At 64.8% G+C, this 15,369-nt stretch carries 18 protein-coding genes; 14 read left to right on the top strand and 4 right to left on the bottom strand.

Annotation, left to right across the window (positions count from 1 at the left end):
• Positions 1–32: 32 nt before the first annotated feature.
• The 6 genes from V5279_RS29810 to cynS all read left to right on the top strand — a co-directional run bounded on the left by V5279_RS29810 (position 33) and on the right by cynS (position 6,273).
• Positions 33–1,166: an acyl-CoA dehydrogenase family protein gene (locus tag V5279_RS29810; RefSeq protein ID WP_338690729.1), complete on the top strand. Its 1,134-nt coding sequence runs from the start codon at positions 33–35 to the stop codon at positions 1,164–1,166.
• A gap of 51 nt (positions 1,167–1,217) precedes the next feature.
• Positions 1,218–2,096 carry a sulfurtransferase gene (locus tag V5279_RS29805; RefSeq protein ID WP_166298149.1) on the top strand — a complete coding sequence of 293 codons (879 nt, stop codon included), beginning with the start codon at positions 1,218–1,220 and terminating at the stop codon, positions 2,094–2,096.
• A gap of 106 nt (positions 2,097–2,202) precedes the next feature.
• Positions 2,203–3,594: a CmpA/NrtA family ABC transporter substrate-binding protein gene (locus tag V5279_RS29800; RefSeq protein WP_166298148.1), complete on the top strand. Its 1,392-nt coding sequence runs from the start codon at positions 2,203–2,205 to the stop codon at positions 3,592–3,594.
• Positions 3,595–3,751: 157 nt separating this feature from the next.
• Positions 3,752–4,591: a nitrate ABC transporter permease gene (gene ntrB / locus V5279_RS29795; RefSeq protein ID WP_338690726.1), complete on the top strand. Its 840-nt coding sequence runs from the start codon at positions 3,752–3,754 to the stop codon at positions 4,589–4,591.
• Positions 4,592–4,795: 204 nt separating this feature from the next.
• The gene (locus V5279_RS29790; RefSeq protein ID WP_166298146.1) at positions 4,796–5,722 is read left to right on the top strand and encodes an ATP-binding cassette domain-containing protein; all 927 of its coding nucleotides are present in this window, start codon (positions 4,796–4,798) and stop codon (positions 5,720–5,722) included.
• Between the two features lie 62 nt (positions 5,723–5,784).
• Entirely contained in the window at positions 5,785–6,273 is a 489-nt protein-coding gene (gene cynS / locus V5279_RS29785) for a cyanase (RefSeq protein WP_050629156.1), read from the top strand.
• Between the two features lie 53 nt (positions 6,274–6,326).
• On the opposite strand, the gene V5279_RS29780 is transcribed toward cynS, so the two are convergent.
• Complete coding sequence (locus V5279_RS29780) at positions 6,327–7,154, bottom strand: isocitrate lyase/phosphoenolpyruvate mutase family protein (protein ID WP_338690719.1); 828 nt, start codon at positions 7,152–7,154, stop codon at positions 6,327–6,329.
• Positions 7,155–7,265: 111 nt separating this feature from the next.
• On the opposite strand from V5279_RS29780, the gene V5279_RS29775 reads away from it, so the two are divergent.
• On the top strand, positions 7,266–8,210 hold the full coding sequence (locus tag V5279_RS29775; protein WP_338690717.1) for a LysR family transcriptional regulator: 945 nt from the start codon (positions 7,266–7,268) through the stop codon (positions 8,208–8,210).
• A 32-nt stretch (positions 8,211–8,242) separates the two neighbouring features.
• On the opposite strand, the gene V5279_RS29770 is transcribed toward V5279_RS29775, so the two are convergent.
• On the bottom strand, positions 8,243–8,566 hold the full coding sequence (locus V5279_RS29770) for a DUF1476 domain-containing protein (protein WP_029083849.1): 324 nt from the start codon (positions 8,564–8,566) through the stop codon (positions 8,243–8,245).
• A 351-nt stretch (positions 8,567–8,917) separates the two neighbouring features.
• Between V5279_RS29770 and purC the strand changes: the two genes are divergently transcribed.
• From purC to V5279_RS29735, 7 genes are all read left to right on the top strand, one after another.
• Complete coding sequence (gene purC, locus V5279_RS29765; RefSeq protein WP_016843454.1) at positions 8,918–9,685, top strand: phosphoribosylaminoimidazolesuccinocarboxamide synthase; 768 nt, start codon at positions 8,918–8,920, stop codon at positions 9,683–9,685.
• Between the two features lie 15 nt (positions 9,686–9,700).
• Entirely contained in the window at positions 9,701–9,943 is a 243-nt protein-coding gene (gene purS, locus V5279_RS29760) for a phosphoribosylformylglycinamidine synthase subunit PurS (RefSeq protein WP_029083848.1), read from the top strand.
• Positions 9,944–10,226: 283 nt separating this feature from the next.
• A complete protein-coding gene (locus V5279_RS29755; protein ID WP_338690709.1) occupies positions 10,227–10,526 on the top strand; it encodes a hypothetical protein in 300 nt (99 codons plus the stop codon).
• A gap of 4 nt (positions 10,527–10,530) precedes the next feature.
• Positions 10,531–11,232 carry a phosphoribosylformylglycinamidine synthase subunit PurQ gene (purQ, locus tag V5279_RS29750; RefSeq protein WP_338690708.1) on the top strand — a complete coding sequence of 234 codons (702 nt, stop codon included), beginning with the start codon at positions 10,531–10,533 and terminating at the stop codon, positions 11,230–11,232.
• A gap of 63 nt (positions 11,233–11,295) precedes the next feature.
• Entirely contained in the window at positions 11,296–12,255 is a 960-nt protein-coding gene (locus V5279_RS29745) for a tripartite tricarboxylate transporter substrate binding protein BugD (RefSeq protein WP_338701440.1), read from the top strand.
• Positions 12,256–12,454: 199 nt separating this feature from the next.
• On the top strand, positions 12,455–13,192 hold the full coding sequence (locus V5279_RS29740; protein ID WP_338690706.1) for a tetratricopeptide repeat protein: 738 nt from the start codon (positions 12,455–12,457) through the stop codon (positions 13,190–13,192).
• A gap of 102 nt (positions 13,193–13,294) precedes the next feature.
• Positions 13,295–13,564, top strand: a complete 270-nt coding sequence (locus V5279_RS29735; RefSeq protein ID WP_338690704.1) for a hypothetical protein — start codon at positions 13,295–13,297, stop codon at positions 13,562–13,564.
• A gap of 168 nt (positions 13,565–13,732) precedes the next feature.
• Here the strand turns inward: V5279_RS29735 and V5279_RS29730 are convergent, their stop codons facing one another.
• On the bottom strand, positions 13,733–14,710 hold the full coding sequence (locus V5279_RS29730) for a DMT family transporter (protein WP_338690702.1): 978 nt from the start codon (positions 14,708–14,710) through the stop codon (positions 13,733–13,735).
• A gap of 92 nt (positions 14,711–14,802) precedes the next feature.
• Positions 14,803–15,276, bottom strand: a complete 474-nt coding sequence (locus tag V5279_RS29725) for a PaaI family thioesterase (protein ID WP_338690700.1) — start codon at positions 15,274–15,276, stop codon at positions 14,803–14,805.
• Positions 15,277–15,369 lie beyond the last annotated feature (93 nt).

Raw genomic sequence — 15,369 nt, 5'->3', positions numbered from 1 at the left:
CGACCGGCAATTTTAAGGTGCGGAGACCATCCATGGGTTCACTGGCTTTATCGCGGGTCGTAGCTCAAGATCCCGCACCGACCATCACGGACGAGGTCGCGCGCCTCGCGCGTCAGGAGCTGGCACCGCTTGCATCCGCGATCGATGCCGGCTCGGTCTATCCCGGCGATTTCCTGCGCCGGCTCGGCAAGGTCGGCGCGTGGAGCAGCCACGTGCCACAGGAGGGCCCCGCCGATTTGCGCTGGGCGATCCAGTCGATGGCCGCGCTCGGCGAGGTCTGCGGTGCCACCGCCTTCATGGCCTGGTGCCAGAACACGCTGGTCTGGTACGTCGCCAATTCCACCAACATGAAGCTCGCCGCGCGCTTCGGCAATTGCTTCTCCAGCGGGCGCGCGCTCGGCGGCACCGGGCTCTCCAACCCGATGAAGAGCTTCTTCGGCATCGAGCGGCTGAAGCTGAAGGGCCGCAAGGTCGATGGCGGCTACATCGTGCGCGGCGCGCTGCCCTGGGTGTCGAATCTCGGCCCCGACCATTACTTCGGCACGATCTTCGAGCGCGAGGACGAGGGCGGCATCGCCAAGGGCGAGCCGGGCGGCACCGTGATGTTCCTCGCCGACTGCTCAGACCCCGCGATCACACTGACGCCGTGCAAGCCGTTCCTGGCGATGGACGGCACCGGCACCTATGGCGTCCAGTTCCGCAATGTGTTCGTGCCTGACGATCTGATCCTGGCCGAGCCGGCCGCGCCGTTCGTCAAGAAGATCCGCGCCGGATTCATCCTGCTGCAGGCCGGCATGGGCCTCGGCCTGATGAAGGACTGCATCAACATCATGGACGAGGTCCATGCGCCGCTCGGTCACGTCAACCGCTATCTGCCGCAGCAGCCGGTGCAATTCCGCGAGCTCTATGCCGAGTTCGAGAAGGAGGCGATGACGCTGGCGCACGATCCCTACAATGCCGACGACAGCTACTGGCGCCGTGTCGTCGCGCTGCGCTTGCGGATCGGCGATGCCAGCGTCGCGGTCGCGCATGCCGCGATGCTCCATTGCGGCGCGCGCGGCTACCTGATGAGCCACCGCGCCCAGCGCAGGCTGCGCGAAGCCTATTTCGTCGCCATCGTCACGCCTGCCACCAAGCAGCTGCGCAAGATGCTGGCGGATGGGTGAGAGAGAGTTCGGGACCACCACAACTGCAACCACGCAACAGGAGAGGCTGCCATGACGGACGTTCTGATCACCGCCGGCGAACTTGCCGGGTTCATCACCAAAGAACCGTGTGTCATCATCGACACGCGGAATCCGGATGCCTTTGCGGCGGGACATCTGCCCGGTGCCGTCAATGTGCATGACATCTTCACGTTCCTTGCGACCTCGACGCCGGAAGGCATCCACGAGCTGAAGACCAAGTTCGCCGACGCGTTCGGCGCCGCCGGTCTCTCCGGCAAGGAGACCGCCGTGATCTACGAGCAGTCGATGAATTCCGGCTTCGGCCAGTCCTGCCGCGGCTATTATCTGCTGACCATGCTCGGCTATCCAAAGATCAAGGTGCTGCATGGCGGCTTCGATGCCTGGAAGGCGGCCGACCTGCCGGTTACGACCGACGTGACGGTGCCGGCGAAGGCCTCCTTCGCGATCGTGCCCGAGGCCGGCGACATCATGATCGACGCCAAGGCGATGCTGGCGGCGCTCGACAAGCCAGGGATCGCGATCCTCGATGTGCGCGACGTCGACGAGTGGATCGGCGACAGCTCCTCGCCCTACGGTAAGGATTTCTGCCCGCGCAAGGGCCGCATCCCCGGCGCCGTCTGGCTCGAATGGTACCGCATGATGAAGCCGACCGGCGAGGGCCCGCGCTTCAAGTCGAAGGACGAGATCCTCGCGGAATGCGCCACCGTCGGCATCTCGCAGACCACGCCGGTCTATCTCTACTGCTTCAAGGGTGCGCGCGCCTCGAACACGTTCCTGGCGTTGAAGAACGCCGGCGTGAAGGACGTGCGGATGTACTTCGGCTCCTGGAACGAGTGGTCGCGCGACCCGTCGCTGCCGATCGACGAAGGCTTGCCGACCGCTGCCGTCGTAACAGGCAAGGCGGCATAGAACCTGCATGTTTGTCGGCGTCCGGCGGCGCAAAACGCGGCCGGACGCCGATCAATGAACCGGATCGCGGCGGTCTCCGTGCTTCGGTGCGACTATGGGGCGCAGCATGTCCACGTCAGATGATGCCTTCGACGCCGACCGCGCGCTTGCGCGATCGCCCTGCGGCTGCGGGCTGCATCGCACCGCGGCCGAGCACGATCATGCGGCGCGCGCGCTGCGCTGCGAGCCGGTCGCAGATGTCAGCGATGAGAAGCGTTACGAAAGCATCGTCGCGTCGGCAGTGATGCGGGCGGTGTTTCCGCAGGATATCGCGCGCCGCGCCTTCCTGAAATCGGTCGGCGCCGCGACCGCGCTTGCCGCGCTGTCGCAATTCTTCCCGCTGAAGACGGCGACCGACGCGTTCGCCGATGCCGGTCCGCCAGAGAAGAAGGACCTCAAGGTCGGCTTCATCCCGATCACCTGCGCGACCCCGATCATCATGGCGGCGCCGCTCGGCTTCTATGCCAAGCAGGGTCTCAACGTCGAGGTGGTGAAGACCGCCGGCTGGGCCGTGATCCGCGACAAGACCATCAACAAGGAATACGACGCCGCCCACATGCTGGCGCCGATGCCGATCGCGATCTCGCTGGGCCTGGGCGCCGATGCGATTCCGTTCACCGTGCCCGCGATCGAGAACATCAACGGGCAGGGCATCACGCTTGCCATGAAGCACAAGGACAGGCGCGATCCGAAGGACTGGAAGGGCATGAAGTTCGCCATTCCGTTCGACTACTCCATGCACAACTACCTGCTGCGCTACTATCTCGCCGAGCACGGGCTCGATCCGGATACCGACGTGCAGCTCCGCTCGGTGCCGCCGCCAGAGATGGTTGCCAATCTGCGCGCCGACAACATCGACGGCTTCCTCGCGCCCGACAATATCTGCCAGCGCGCGATCTATGACGGCGTCGGATTCCTGCACATTCTCTCCAAGGAGATCTGGGACGGCCATCCCTGCTGCAGCTTTGCCGCCAGCCGCGAATTCATCACGACGGCGCCGAACTCCTTCGCGGCGCTGACCCGCGCGATCGTCGACGCCACCGGCTATGCGTCTAGGCCTGAGAACCGCAAGCAGATCGCGGAGGCGATCGCGCCGGCCAACTACATCAACGCGCCGGTGACGGTGCTGGAGCAGGTCCTGACCGGCACCTATGCTGACGGCCTCGGCGGCGTGAAGACCGATCCGAAACGCGTCGATTTCGATCCGTTCCCCTGGCAGTCCTTTGCGGTGTGGATGCTGACGCAGATGAAGCGCTGGGGCCAGATCAAGGGCGACGTCGACTATCACGCGGTTGCCGAGCAGGTCTATCTCGCGACCGACACCAAAAAGGTGATGGCCGAGATGGGGCTCGCGCCGCCCGCCACCTCGTACAAATCGTTCTCGGTGATGGGCAAGAGCTTCGATCCGGCCAAGCCCGACGATTATCTCGCGAGCTTCAAGATCAGGAAGTCGTCGTGAGGAGGGAGGCTTTCTCCGCGTCGTCGTCCCGGCGAAGGCCGGGACCCATAACCACTGTTCTCGGTGATTTTGCACGATGTCTCCCCGCGTGCCTCACCGCGATAGCGCGGCGTATGGGTCCCGGCCTTCGACGGGACGACGGGTTGAGGGAGCGCGCATGACACTCTCCCTCCGCCTTCGCGCCGCGATCGTCTCCATCGCGCTGCTCGCTGCCTTTCTCGGCGCCTGGCATCTCGCGACCCGCAGCGCGGGGACGACGGCCAATATGAGTCCCGAGTATGCAAAACTGATGGGGCTGACCGCGACCCAGGGTAAGTCGGCGATGCCCGGGCCGCTCGATGTCGGGGCCAAGCTGTGGGAGCATCTGAAACGGCCGTTCTACGACAACGGGCCGAACGACAAGGGGCTCGGCATCCAGCTCGCCTATTCGATCGGACGGGTCGGGCTCGGCTATCTCATCGCGGTGATCGTCGCGATCCCGCTCGGCTTCATGATCGGCATGTCGCCTCTGATCAGCAAGGCGATCGACCCGTTCATCCAGATATTGAAACCGATCTCGCCGCTGGCCTGGATGCCGCTCGCGCTCTACACCATCAAGGACTCCTCGATCTCGGCGATTTTCGTCATTTTCATCTGCTCGGTGTGGCCGATGCTGTTGAACACGGCCTTCGGAGTGGCGAGCGTGCGCAAGGAGTGGATCAACGTGGCGCGGACGCTCGAGGTCGGCACCGTCAGGCGCGCCTTCACCGTGATCCTGCCGGCGGCGGCGCCGACGATCCTGACCGGCATGCGGATATCGATCGGGATCGCCTGGCTCGTGATCGTCGCCGCCGAGATGCTGGTCGGCGGCACCGGCATCGGCTATTTCGTCTGGAACGAGTGGAATAACCTGTCGATCACCAATGTGATCATCGCGATTCTCCTGATCGGCCTCGTCGGCATGCTGCTCGACCAGGTGCTGGCGCGCGTCACGCGCATGGTGACGTTTCCGGAGTGATGCAGTGCTGATGACGTCCACGAGCGCCGCCGCATGTTCACCTCGCCCCGCTTGCGGGGAGAGGTCGATCGCGAAGCGATCGGGTGAGGGGGACTCTCCGCGAGTCCAGCTGTCTCCGTCCTCGCCGAGAGAGCCCCTCACCCCAACCCTCTCCCCGCGAAGAGCGGGGCGAGGGAGCGCAGCTCGTTCGCGGAGCTACTGCGGATGACCGACAAGTTCATCTCGATCGAAGGCATCGCCCGGCGCTATCCCGGCGCCGGCGGCGGCACCACCACGGTGTTCGAGAATTTTTGGCTGTCGATGACGCGCGGCGAGTTCGGCTGCGTGATCGGCCATTCCGGCTGCGGCAAGACCACGGTGCTGAATATCCTGGCCGGGCTCGACGAGCCGAGCGAGGGGACGGTGATTGTCGACGGGCAGGGCATCGAAGGCACCAGCCTCGACCGCGCCGTGATCTTCCAGAGCCATGCGCTGCTGCCGTGGCGCACGGTGCTGGGCAACGTCGCCTACGCCGTGAGCTCGAAATGGCGCAAATGGGACCGCGCCCGGGTCAGGGCCCATGCGCAGAAGTTCATCGATCTGGTCGGGCTGACCGGCTCTGAGCACAAGCATCCGTCGGAACTGTCCGGCGGCATGAAGCAGCGCGTCGGCATCGCGCGGGCGCTGTCGATCACGCCGAAGATCATGCTGATGGACGAGCCGTTCTCGGCGCTGGACGCGCTGACCCGCGGCACGCTGCAGGACGAGGTGCGGCGCATCTGCCTGGAGACCGGGCAGACCACCTTCATGATCACCCATGACGTGGATGAGGCGATCTTTCTCGCCGACAAGATCTTCCTGATGACCAACGGACCCGGCGCGGTGCTGGCCGAGATCGTCGAGAACCCGCTGCCGAAGGAGCGCGGCCGCATCGATTTGCACCGCCACCCCTATTATTATGCGCTCCGCAACCATATCGTCGATTTCCTGGTCAGCCGCAGCAAGAGCTTTGCGGCTGACGTGACCGGCCACGATCCGCGCGACGTGCCGACGGTGCGGCCGGGCTTGCCGGAATTGGCGCTTGCGGCCGGAGCCGAACCAAATCCACAGGCGTCATGGCCGGGCTTGTCCCGGCCATCCACGTCTGCCTGAGCCAACCAAAGACGTGGATGCCCGGGACAAGCCCGGGCATGACAAACAAGGGAGACCCTGCCATGAAACGCGAAGACCTCACCGAAAAGCTGCTCGACATCAAGCGCGAGAAGGGCTGGAGCTGGAAGCACATCTGCGAGAAGATCGGCGGCTATTCCGAAGTCCTGATCGTCGGCGCGATCCTCGGCCAGATGAAATTGACAAAACCGCAGGCGGCCAATGCCGGCGAATTGTTCGGACTGTCGAAGGCCGAGACCGCGATGCTCAACGAGGTGCCGATGCGCGGCACCGGCACGCCGATGCCGCCGACCGATCCCCTGATCTACCGCTTCTACGAGATGGTGATGGTCAACGGCCCGGCCTGGAAGGCGCTGATCGAGGAAGAGTTCGGCGACGGCATCATGTCGGCGATCGACTTCGACATGGCGATGGAACGCGTCGCCAATCCGAAGGGCGACCGCGTCAAGATCACGATGTCGGGCAAGTTCCTGCCGTACAAATATTACGGGGCGAGCGGCAACGTGCCGGAATACGGCTTCAAGGAAGGTTGAGGGCACGAAAGGCGAATAGCGAATGGAGTTCTCTATTCGCTATTCGCCACTCCCTATTCGCCTTTCGCGGCAGCGAACGCTTCGCGCACCTCCTTCACCGGCGCCATGTCGCGCACGAAGGTGAAGGCGCCGTGATCCTTCATCTCGCGAGCGCAGCGCAGGAACGCGGCGAGTGCGTGACGCTGCATCGCGCCGCCGACGCTGATGCGCTTGACGCCGGCGGCGGAGAGTTGCGCGACCGTCAGGGTCGGGTCGGCAAAGCCCATCACCAGGTTGAACGGCTTGTTCACCGACGACACCACGGTCTTGATGGTGGCGAGGTCGTACAGGCCCGGCGAATACAAGACGTCGGCGCCGGCAGCCTCGAAGGCCTGCAGCCGCTTGATCGTGTCGTCGAGGTCCTTGCGTCCCCAGAGAAAATTCTCCGCCCGCGCCGTCAGCGTGAACGGGAAGGGCAGGGCGCGCGCGGCCTCGACCGCGGCCTGCACCCGCTCGACCGCGAGCGAGAAATCGTAGATCGGATGCTCGGGATTGCCGGTCGAGTCCTCGATCGAGCCACCGACTGCGCCGGCTTCCGCGGCGAACCGGATTGCCTCGGCCGCGAGCTTCGGCATGTCAGCGCCGCAATTCTCGAGGTCGGCGTTGACCGGCAGGTCGGTGGCATCAGTGATCGCGCGGCAATTCTCGATGATGGCGTCGAGGCCGACGGTCGATTGTCCCAGCGTGTTGGCGAGGCCGAGGCTGGTGGTCGCGAGCGCCTCGAAACCCATCGCAGCGAGCAGCTTTGCCGATCCGGCGTCCCATGGATTGGGAATGATGAAGGCGCCGGGCCGCTGATGCAGCTCGCGAAACCGTGCTGCCTTGTCTGCCTGGCTGCGCATGTGAGCTCCTGTCCTTGCAAATGCCGCTGGCCGTAGCGATAGGGCGGTTTCGCCCATCAGACAAATTTGTTATTTCTTTCGATATCATCAGCTTTTTGCATGAGGTCGGCGATGGACAGCGAGGCGCTCAACACGTTCCTGGTGGTGCATCGGCGCGGCGGGATCTCCAATGCCGCGAAGGCGCTGCATCGTTCGCAGCCGGCGATCTCAAGGCGCATCGCGCTGCTCGAGCAGGAGCTCGGCGTGCCGCTGTTCGAGCGGATCGCCGGCAAGACCCGGCTCAGCGATGCCGGGCGGGTGATGGTGCCCTATGCCGAGCGCGCGGTGGCCCCGGCGCAGGACGCCGAGAATGTGGTGCGGGCGTTGTTGCGCGACAATTCCGGACCGGTTGCGCTGGCGGTGACCGGCACGCTGGCCGGCGAGCGGCTGTCGAAGGTGCTGAAGCGCTTTGCCCGCCCGCATCCGGACGTCGCGCTGACGCTGCGCACCGCAACCAGCGCCGAGGTCAGCGATCTGATCCAGCGCGGCGAGGCGACGATCGGGCTGCGCTACGACCGCGACCGTTCACGCGAACTCGATTGCGAGGTGCTGTTCGCCGAGCCGCTCCAGGTGGTCTGCGCGCCGGACCATCCGTTGGCCGGGCGCAGGATCGGCAAGCTCGCGGACCTCAGGGATGAGCGCTGGATCGCCTTTCCCGAGGTGCCGGGCCGCCGCGAGATCACCGCCTCGCACGTGTTCGCCCTGTTCCTGACCCATGGGCTCGGCGAGGTCGACTGGACGCCGGTCGACAGCCTCACGGCCCAGAAGCGGCTGGTCGAGGCCGGGCTCGGGATCGCGCTGCTGTCGCAGAGCAATGCGGCGGAGGAATTGCGCGCCGGAACGATCGCGACGATCCGCGTCGGCAATCTCACGGCAAGTCACGAGGTCGTCGCGGTGACGCGGCATGGCGGCTTCCTCAGCGCCGCGTCACGCCGTCTCCTCGATATCATCCGCGCCGACTTCACCAAGGCGAGGTCCACAAACGGATCGCGCCGGAACGGTGTCCGGCGCGGGTAACCAGCCAGGTTGGCGTTCAGCGTTGCCGGGGATTACGTTCCCGCCTTTACCTGGGCCGCCGCCACGGCCAGTAGTTCGTCCATCTTGGCGCGGACGTCGCGCTCGGTGACGGCCTGGCCCTTGGCGGTGAGGTCCTTCAGAACCTTGTGCAGCACGTCATTGTCGCCGGCTTCCTCGAAGTCGGCGGCCACCACCTCCTTGGCATAGGCACTGGCGGCGTCACCTGAGATGCCGAGCTTCTCGGCGGCCCACAGGCCGAGCAGCTTGTTTCGGCGGGCTTCGGCCTTGAACTTCTGTTCCTCGTCGAGGGCGAACTTCTTCTCGAAACCTTCCTCGCGCTTGTTGAATTCGTTCATGGCTGAAGTTCCAGTTCCCTTTGCTGAATGAAGGGCCGCCGCGCGTTGCGGCAGCCCCAATGCCTGCCTAGATAGGGGGGAGGAATCGGCAAGACAACGAGCCGTTAAGCCGCAGGCAAAACAGGCGGAATCGGCCCTTTATGTTAGGGCGGTATAAGTGCCCCCAAGGGGGCGGTATCGATTGTGCTGGATGGCCCAATCAGATAGGTTGCGAACAGGCATGGTTCTTGTTCTGTTTCCAGTTGGATTGCCCAGGTTCCAGGCCTCCGCGGCAGCTCCGTCGTGGGTCGTAACCCCTGATCATCCGGAGCACCCAAATCCATGGATTTCAACAAAACACGGTACATCCCAATGAGCCGTCGACGCCGCATTTATGAAGGCAAGGCCAAGGTCCTGTATGAAGGCCCGGAGCCGGGAACCCTGATCCAGCACTTCAAGGATGACGCGACCGCGTTCAACGCCAAGAAACACCAGGTGATCGAGGGCAAGGGCGTCCTCAACAACCGGATTTCGGAGTACCTGTTTCAGCACCTCAACGACATCGGGGTGCCGACCCACTTCATCCGCCGGCTCAACATGCGCGAGCAGCTGATTCGCGAGGTCGAGATCGTGCCGCTCGAGGTGGTGGTGCGGAACGTCGCCGCCGGCTCGCTGTCGCAGCGGCTCGGGATCGAGGAGGGCACCCAGCTGCCGCGCTCGATCATCGAGTTCTATTACAAGAACGACCAGCTCAACGACCCCATGGTGTCGGAAGAGCACATCACCGCCTTCGGCTGGGCCACGCCGCAGGAGATCGACGACATCATGGCGCTTGCCATCCGCGTCAACGACTTCCTGACCGGCCTCTTCCTCGGCATCGGCATCCGCCTCGTCGACTTCAAGATGGAGTGCGGGCGGCTGTTCGAGAACGAGATGATGCGGATCATCGTCGCCGACGAGATTTCGCCGGACTCCTGCCGTCTGTGGGACATCAAGTCGAACGAGAAGCTCGACAAGGATCGCTTCCGCCGGGACCTGGGTGGCTTGCTCGAAGCCTATACCGAGGTGGCAAAACGCCTCGGCATCCTGATCGAGAACGAGCGGCCGGCCGGCAGCGGCCCGGTGCTGGTGAAGAGCTAGACTTAAGGGGCGACCGTGAAGGCACGTGTGACTGTGACATTGAAGTCGGGCATCCTCGATCCGCAGGGCAAGGCGATCGAGGGCGCGCTGAAATCGCTCGGCGTCGACGGTGTCGCCAGCGTCCGCCAGGGCAAGGTGTTCGACATCGAGCTCGCCGCGACCGACAAGGCCAAGGCGGAGGCGGCGCTGAAAGCCGCCGCCGACAAGCTCCTGGCGAATACCGTGATCGAGAACTACCGGGTCGAGGTTCTCAGCTAACCGAGCGAGCCAAATGACATCAGCCGCTCCCGCCTTTTCCGGCCGCAATCGCGCATTGGTCCGATCGTTCCTGCTTGCCCTGCTGACGGCTGCCGGAATCGGCGCTGCGTCGGCTCAACCGAAGCCGGCGCCTGCCGCCACCGCGACACAACCGCCGCCGGTTGCGGTGAGCGGATGGCGCTACGAGCGCAGCGGTCCTGACAGGCACATCTTCCACTGCGAGCAAGCGAGCTGCGGTGCGGGGTCCAAGGTCAGCTATCGGCTTTATGCTGCCGACAATCCGATGACCCTGGAGCAGTTCCGTGACAGCCAGGATCAGATCATCAAGGCGCTGCAGCAACGAACGCCGGGACAGCGCATCACGATTATCGGTGTCGATGGCGACAAAGGCACTGCGGTGCCGCGGATGTTCCGGGCGCGGCGCCTGACGGTGACGCCCAACGGTGCCAGCGAGTACCAAGTCAATGGCTTGCTGTTTGGTGCGCGAGCCTCTGCCAGCCTGATCAGTTCGGCGCGCGACGAGAAGGCCAGCAATGACAACTACGCAAAATTCATGGTTGCACTAGCGTCGAAAATCCGGTGATCCGATGAAATCAGCCGTCCTCGTCTTCCCTGGCATCAACCGCGAGCGCGACATGGCGCGCGCGCTGAAGCTCGCCTCCGGCAATGAGACCGCGATGGTCTGGCACGCCGAAACCGCGCTGCCCAAAGGCACCGACCTCGTGGTGGTGCCCGGCGGCTTCTCCTATGGCGACTATCTGCGCTGCGGCGCCATCGCGGCGCGCGCGCCCGTGATGGACGCGGTGCGCGATTTTGCCGCCAAGGGCGGGCTCGTGCTCGGCGTCTGCAACGGATTCCAGATCCTCTGCGAGTCCGGGCTGCTGCCGGGCGTCCTGATGCGCAATGCCGGGCTGAAATTCGTCTGCCGCGACGTGCACATGAAGGTCGAACGCTCCGACACGCCGTTCACCCGCGGCTACAATGCCGGCCAGGTGATCCGGGTGCCGGTGGCGCATGGCGAGGGCAATTACGAGGCCGACGAGGAGACGTTGAAGCGGCTCGAAGGCGACGGGCGGGTGCTCTATCGCTACTGCTCTGCCGATGGCGCGGTCGACGAGGCCTCCAACTTCAACGGCGCCGCGCATTCGATCGCGGGCATCGTCAACGAGCGAGGCAACGTGCTCGGCATGATGCCGCATCCGGAGAACCACGTCGAAGAGATCATGGGCTGCACCGACGGCCGCGGCCTGTTCGCGGGCCTCGTCCAGCAGTTCGAAAAGGCGGCGTGACAATCATAGCGTTTTCGAGCGAAGTGGGGACCGGTTCGCGTGAAGAAAACGCGTCAGAATAAAATGCTCGGACGGTGGTTCGCGGCGGCCGCAGCGCTGTTGCTTGCGACGGCGGCACACGCCGAGGACTTTCCGAAGCGTCCGATCACGATGATCGTGCCGTTTGCGGCAGGCGGCACCTCCGACGTCATCGCCCGCGCGGTGGCCGACCAGATGGGCACTGCGCTCGGCCAGACCATCATCATCGAGAATGTCGGCGGCGCCGGCGGTTCGACCGCGCTGACCCGCGCGGCGCGCGCCGAGCCGGACGGCTACACGATCGCGATCGGCAATGCCGGCACCAACGCTGCGACCTACACGATCTATCCGAAGCTGCCGTTCACGCCCGACTCCTTCGCGCCGATCGCGGTGGTCGCCAAGACCTTCGGCATCGTCGCGCTGCGCAAGGATTTTCCGGCCAAGGACCTCAAGGAATTCATCGACTACGCGAAGAAGAATCCGGGCAAGATCAATCTCGGCCATGCCGGCGTCGGCTCCTCGAACTACCTGATCTGCAAGAGCTTCGTGCATGCCGCCGGCGTCGACGTGCAACTGGTCGGCTATCGCGGCGCGGCGCCGGCGCTGACGGATGCGATCGGCGGCCAGATCGACGGCGTCTGCGATGCCGCGGCCTCGGTGTCGCAGGCGATCGACGACAAGCTCGTGAAAGCGGTCGTGGTCGGCTCGACGGTGCGGCTCGCCTCGCTGCCGGAGCTGCCGACCTCGACCGAGGCCGGCCTGCCCGAGTTCGAGGCGCAGGGCTGGAACGGCCTGTTCGCGCCGAAGGGGACCCCGCCTGAGATCATCGGCAAGTTGAACGCTGCCGCGCGCACCGCGGTCGCGAGCGAGGCGGTGAAGAAGCGGTTTGTCGATTTGTCGACGGTCGCGCCCGACGCCAACGAGCTCGCGCCCGAGGTGCTGCAGCAACTGGTGACGCGCGACGTCGCGAAATACCGCACGCTGCTGGCGGACGACAAGAAGTAGCGGCTACCCGCGGTGCCCTCGGGGGCGCTGTGCCGTGAACCTGCCCGGTTCCGTCAGAGACCAATCCAGCATAGCGGCTTCCGCTTCACGATCTCTTCACGCTAAGGCGGCCGGCGCAACAACCGAGGATTGTCGCAGCATGAAGGGCACGTTATGACGGAGGCGTTTGGATGAACTGTCCGCTTCGCGGGGATCCGCAATGCCTGTTGCATTGGTCATATTGCTGCTCGACATCTCGCTGATCTATCACGCCGCGCGCACCGGGCGCCTGCAGCCCTGGGCCTTCATCATCCTGATGGTGCCGCTGATCGGCGCGCTCGCCTACATCGTCGTCGAACTGATCCCGGAATGGTGGGGCGGGCCGGGCGCCGCGCAGGCGCGCAAGCGCGTCGCCAACCGGCTCGATCCGGAGAAGCGCTATCGCGAGCTGTCGGACCGGCTTGCCACATCGGATACGATCGCCAACCGCGCGGCGCTTGCCGCGGAGTGCCAGAATGTCGGGCGCTTCGAGGAGGCCGAGAGCCACTACGACCACGTCTTGGGTCTGCCACAGGGCGACGATCCGGCTTACGCGCTGGCCAAGGCGCAGGCGCAGTTCGCCCGCAAGCAGCCGGCCGAAGCACTGGCGACGCTCGATGCCTTGCGCGAGCGCTGGCCGGATTTCGAGTCCGCCGAGGGGCATCTGCTCTATGCCCGCTCGCTCGCCGAAATCGGCCGGCTCGACGAGGCGCTGGAAGAATATCAGGCGGTCACGCAGTATTTTCCCGGCGCGGAGGCGCGGGTCCGCTACGGCCTGTTGCTGCAGCTGGTCGGCCGCACCGCCGAGGCGCGCATGGTGTTCAACGAGCTGTTGATCCAGATGCGGCGCGCGCCGAAATACCTGCGCGATGCCCAGGCCGAGTGGCTCTCGATTGCCGAGAAGCAATTGTCGGCGTGAGCGGCCCCAGACCCTTCGTCTCGATCGCAGGCCCTGATAAGATCATCGCCGCCGTCAGGCGAGGGCACCAAGCCTTGGCGGGCGTAACGTAATGGCGGCCCCTTGAGCGAAGATTCGGAATTCATCGCGCTAACGACACTGTTGAACCGAATTCCGGCCATCAAGGGGCGGATCGGGACAGGACGCGACGACGCGGCTTGGTCGGTTAAATTCGTTATCGATATCTCCGATCCGCTTGCTTGGCGCGTGGTCCAAGAACTTGGGCATGTTCTCAATTACCTGTCGCTGACAGAGCGCCTTCCGACTGTCTTCATGCCGGTGTCGCCACCGCCGTATCTCAATGGCGGACCTGCCGACTTCCTTTGTGGGTAATCGAGTGTCGAGATCGCCGGTTCTCCCCGCAATCACTCGCAGATTGCCTTGCCGGTCGATTGCCAAATCCGATCGATGATCGGAGCACCTGGAGTATCGACGAATAGGTCCGCCAAGGCAGAGTTCTGGATGGGCCATTGCCGGGACACATCCGTTAGATTCGATCCACTAGAACTTTCGCAACCAACGCTTGATGGCCTGAGCCGGCACGGTCATCGCCGCGACGCCGGCCATGACCAGCACGAGGCCGAGCGCCAGGTTCGACGGCACGGATTCGCCGAGCAGCAGCACCGACAGCGCGACGCCGATCGGAATGCGCAGATAACCTTGCGCATTGGTGGTGAGTGTGCCGAGCCGGGTCAGGCACATGTAGAACAGCATCAAGCCGAACGCGCTGGAGAAGATGCCCATGGTGACGGTTGCGACCATCGCCTGCGGCGTCGGGTGCAGCGTCCAGGGATGATCGACGATCAGGGCGACCGGGAGCAGCACGGTGCCGCCGAACAACAGCGAGCCGGCCGCGACAACCATCGGATCGTAGTCCGACAGCCGCAGCCCGAAGATCGTGGCGCAGGCGAACGAGACGGTGGCAAGCAGGATCGCGATCTCGGCAAAGATCTCCTTGCCGAAGCCCGAGAGCGCGTCGAGGCCGATGATCGCGACCGTGCCGGCGAGGCCGAGGATCGCGCCGACCAGCTTGAGCAGCGAGGCCGGCTCGTGCCGCGTGATCGCCCAGGTGATCAGGAAGGCGAAGATCGGCGTCGTCGAGGCCAGCACCACGGTGTTGGAGGCCGGCACATAGAGCTGCGCCCAGGTGATCACCAGGAACGGGATCGTCGAGTTGATGGTCTGCTGGAAGGCGAACAGCTTCCACGCCTTGAGGTCGGTCGGGATGCGGATGCCGCGGATCCGCAGCACCACGAGCAGGAAGGCTGCGGCGACCAGTGAGCGCGCCGAGATGAAGGTGACCGGCGGGATCGAGCCGAGCCCGATCTTGGTCAGCGGATAGGTCGAGCTCCAGCAGCAGGCCAGCGCCACGAGCAACGCATAGTCGCGCCAGCCGCGTGCGCCCGGCGCAGACGTCGACGGAGTGGGTGTGATCGCGGGAGCCGTCACGCCGCCCGTCTTCGCTGTGCTCTTCGGCACCTTGATTGGCTCCCTTCGCGCCTTGGCGGGCGAGGACACTGATACTTCGGGACCGGTACTGGAGCCAGAGGCTTGCGGACGCAGCCAATGCGTCAACCGGCAGCCGCCGCCTTGCGCTTCACCCGCTTAATGGTGCCGGAGAAGGTGAACAGCGGCCGCTCGGCCGATGTCAGCATGCCGCGAACGAAGATCAGCGACATGCCGGCGCGGGTGACCTCGCCGGTGCATTCGATCAGGTCGCCCTCGCGGGCCGCGTCGAGGAACTCCGAGGCGAACGACACCGTGACGCCGGGGCCCTGGAGCACCGAGCCGGCCAGCGCGAACAGGCAGTAATCGGCAAAGGTCATGAAGCAGCCGCCATGGACATTGCCGGAGCCGTTGAGGTGCTTTTTGCCTACCCGGAACGCGCAGCTGATGCGGCCGTTCTCGTCCATGCGGTGGTAAAAGGGGCCGGCATGGGTCTCGAAATTGTCCCGGGTCCAGGTCCGCCAGCCGGCGAATTCGCCCTCGGTTTCGACGTGGAGGTCGGGACGGCGGTTGAATGCGGTTTTGGCGAGCTCGTTCACGAAATATAGCCTTCAATTATCGGGTTCGGGTCCTTAAATCCGATCCATCCCCATTGTGCAAATCCCGCACCCCGCGGGGCGCAGCGTTTTCGC

Origin of the sequence: Bradyrhizobium sp. 26S5, assembly GCF_036923295.1 — a bacterium.
GTDB lineage: Bacteria > Pseudomonadota > Alphaproteobacteria > Rhizobiales > Xanthobacteraceae > Bradyrhizobium > Bradyrhizobium septentrionale.
Note: the sequence above shows the minus strand (reverse complement) of the source record. Positions and strands in the feature narration are given on the sequence as shown.

Bases quoted from the DNA above. Each gene is read 5' to 3' on its own strand.
- V5279_RS29755 (WP_338690709.1), top strand. From the start codon at position 10,227: ATGACCCTGGAGCAGTTCCGTGACAGCCAGGATCAGATCATCAAGGCG.
- V5279_RS29780 (WP_338690719.1), bottom strand. From the start codon at position 7,154: ATGCGCAGCCAGGCAGACAAGGCAGCACGGTTTCGCGAGCTGCATCAG.
- purQ (WP_338690708.1), top strand. From the start codon at position 10,531: ATGAAATCAGCCGTCCTCGTCTTCCCTGGCATCAACCGCGAGCGCGAC.
- cynS (WP_050629156.1), top strand. From the start codon at position 5,785: ATGAAACGCGAAGACCTCACCGAAAAGCTGCTCGACATCAAGCGCGAG.
- V5279_RS29800 (WP_166298148.1), top strand. From the start codon at position 2,203: ATGTCCACGTCAGATGATGCCTTCGACGCCGACCGCGCGCTTGCGCGA.
- V5279_RS29745 (WP_338701440.1), top strand. From the start codon at position 11,296: ATGCTCGGACGGTGGTTCGCGGCGGCCGCAGCGCTGTTGCTTGCGACG.
- V5279_RS29770 (WP_029083849.1), bottom strand. From the start codon at position 8,566: ATGAACGAATTCAACAAGCGCGAGGAAGGTTTCGAGAAGAAGTTCGCC.
- purC (WP_016843454.1), top strand. From the start codon at position 8,918: ATGAGCCGTCGACGCCGCATTTATGAAGGCAAGGCCAAGGTCCTGTAT.
- V5279_RS29740 (WP_338690706.1), top strand. From the start codon at position 12,455: ATGCCTGTTGCATTGGTCATATTGCTGCTCGACATCTCGCTGATCTAT.
- V5279_RS29805 (WP_166298149.1), top strand. From the start codon at position 1,218: ATGACGGACGTTCTGATCACCGCCGGCGAACTTGCCGGGTTCATCACC.
- V5279_RS29810 (WP_338690729.1), top strand. From the start codon at position 33: ATGGGTTCACTGGCTTTATCGCGGGTCGTAGCTCAAGATCCCGCACCG.
- V5279_RS29775 (WP_338690717.1), top strand. From the start codon at position 7,266: ATGGACAGCGAGGCGCTCAACACGTTCCTGGTGGTGCATCGGCGCGGC.
- ntrB (WP_338690726.1), top strand. From the start codon at position 3,752: ATGACACTCTCCCTCCGCCTTCGCGCCGCGATCGTCTCCATCGCGCTG.
- V5279_RS29790 (WP_166298146.1), top strand. From the start codon at position 4,796: ATGACCGACAAGTTCATCTCGATCGAAGGCATCGCCCGGCGCTATCCC.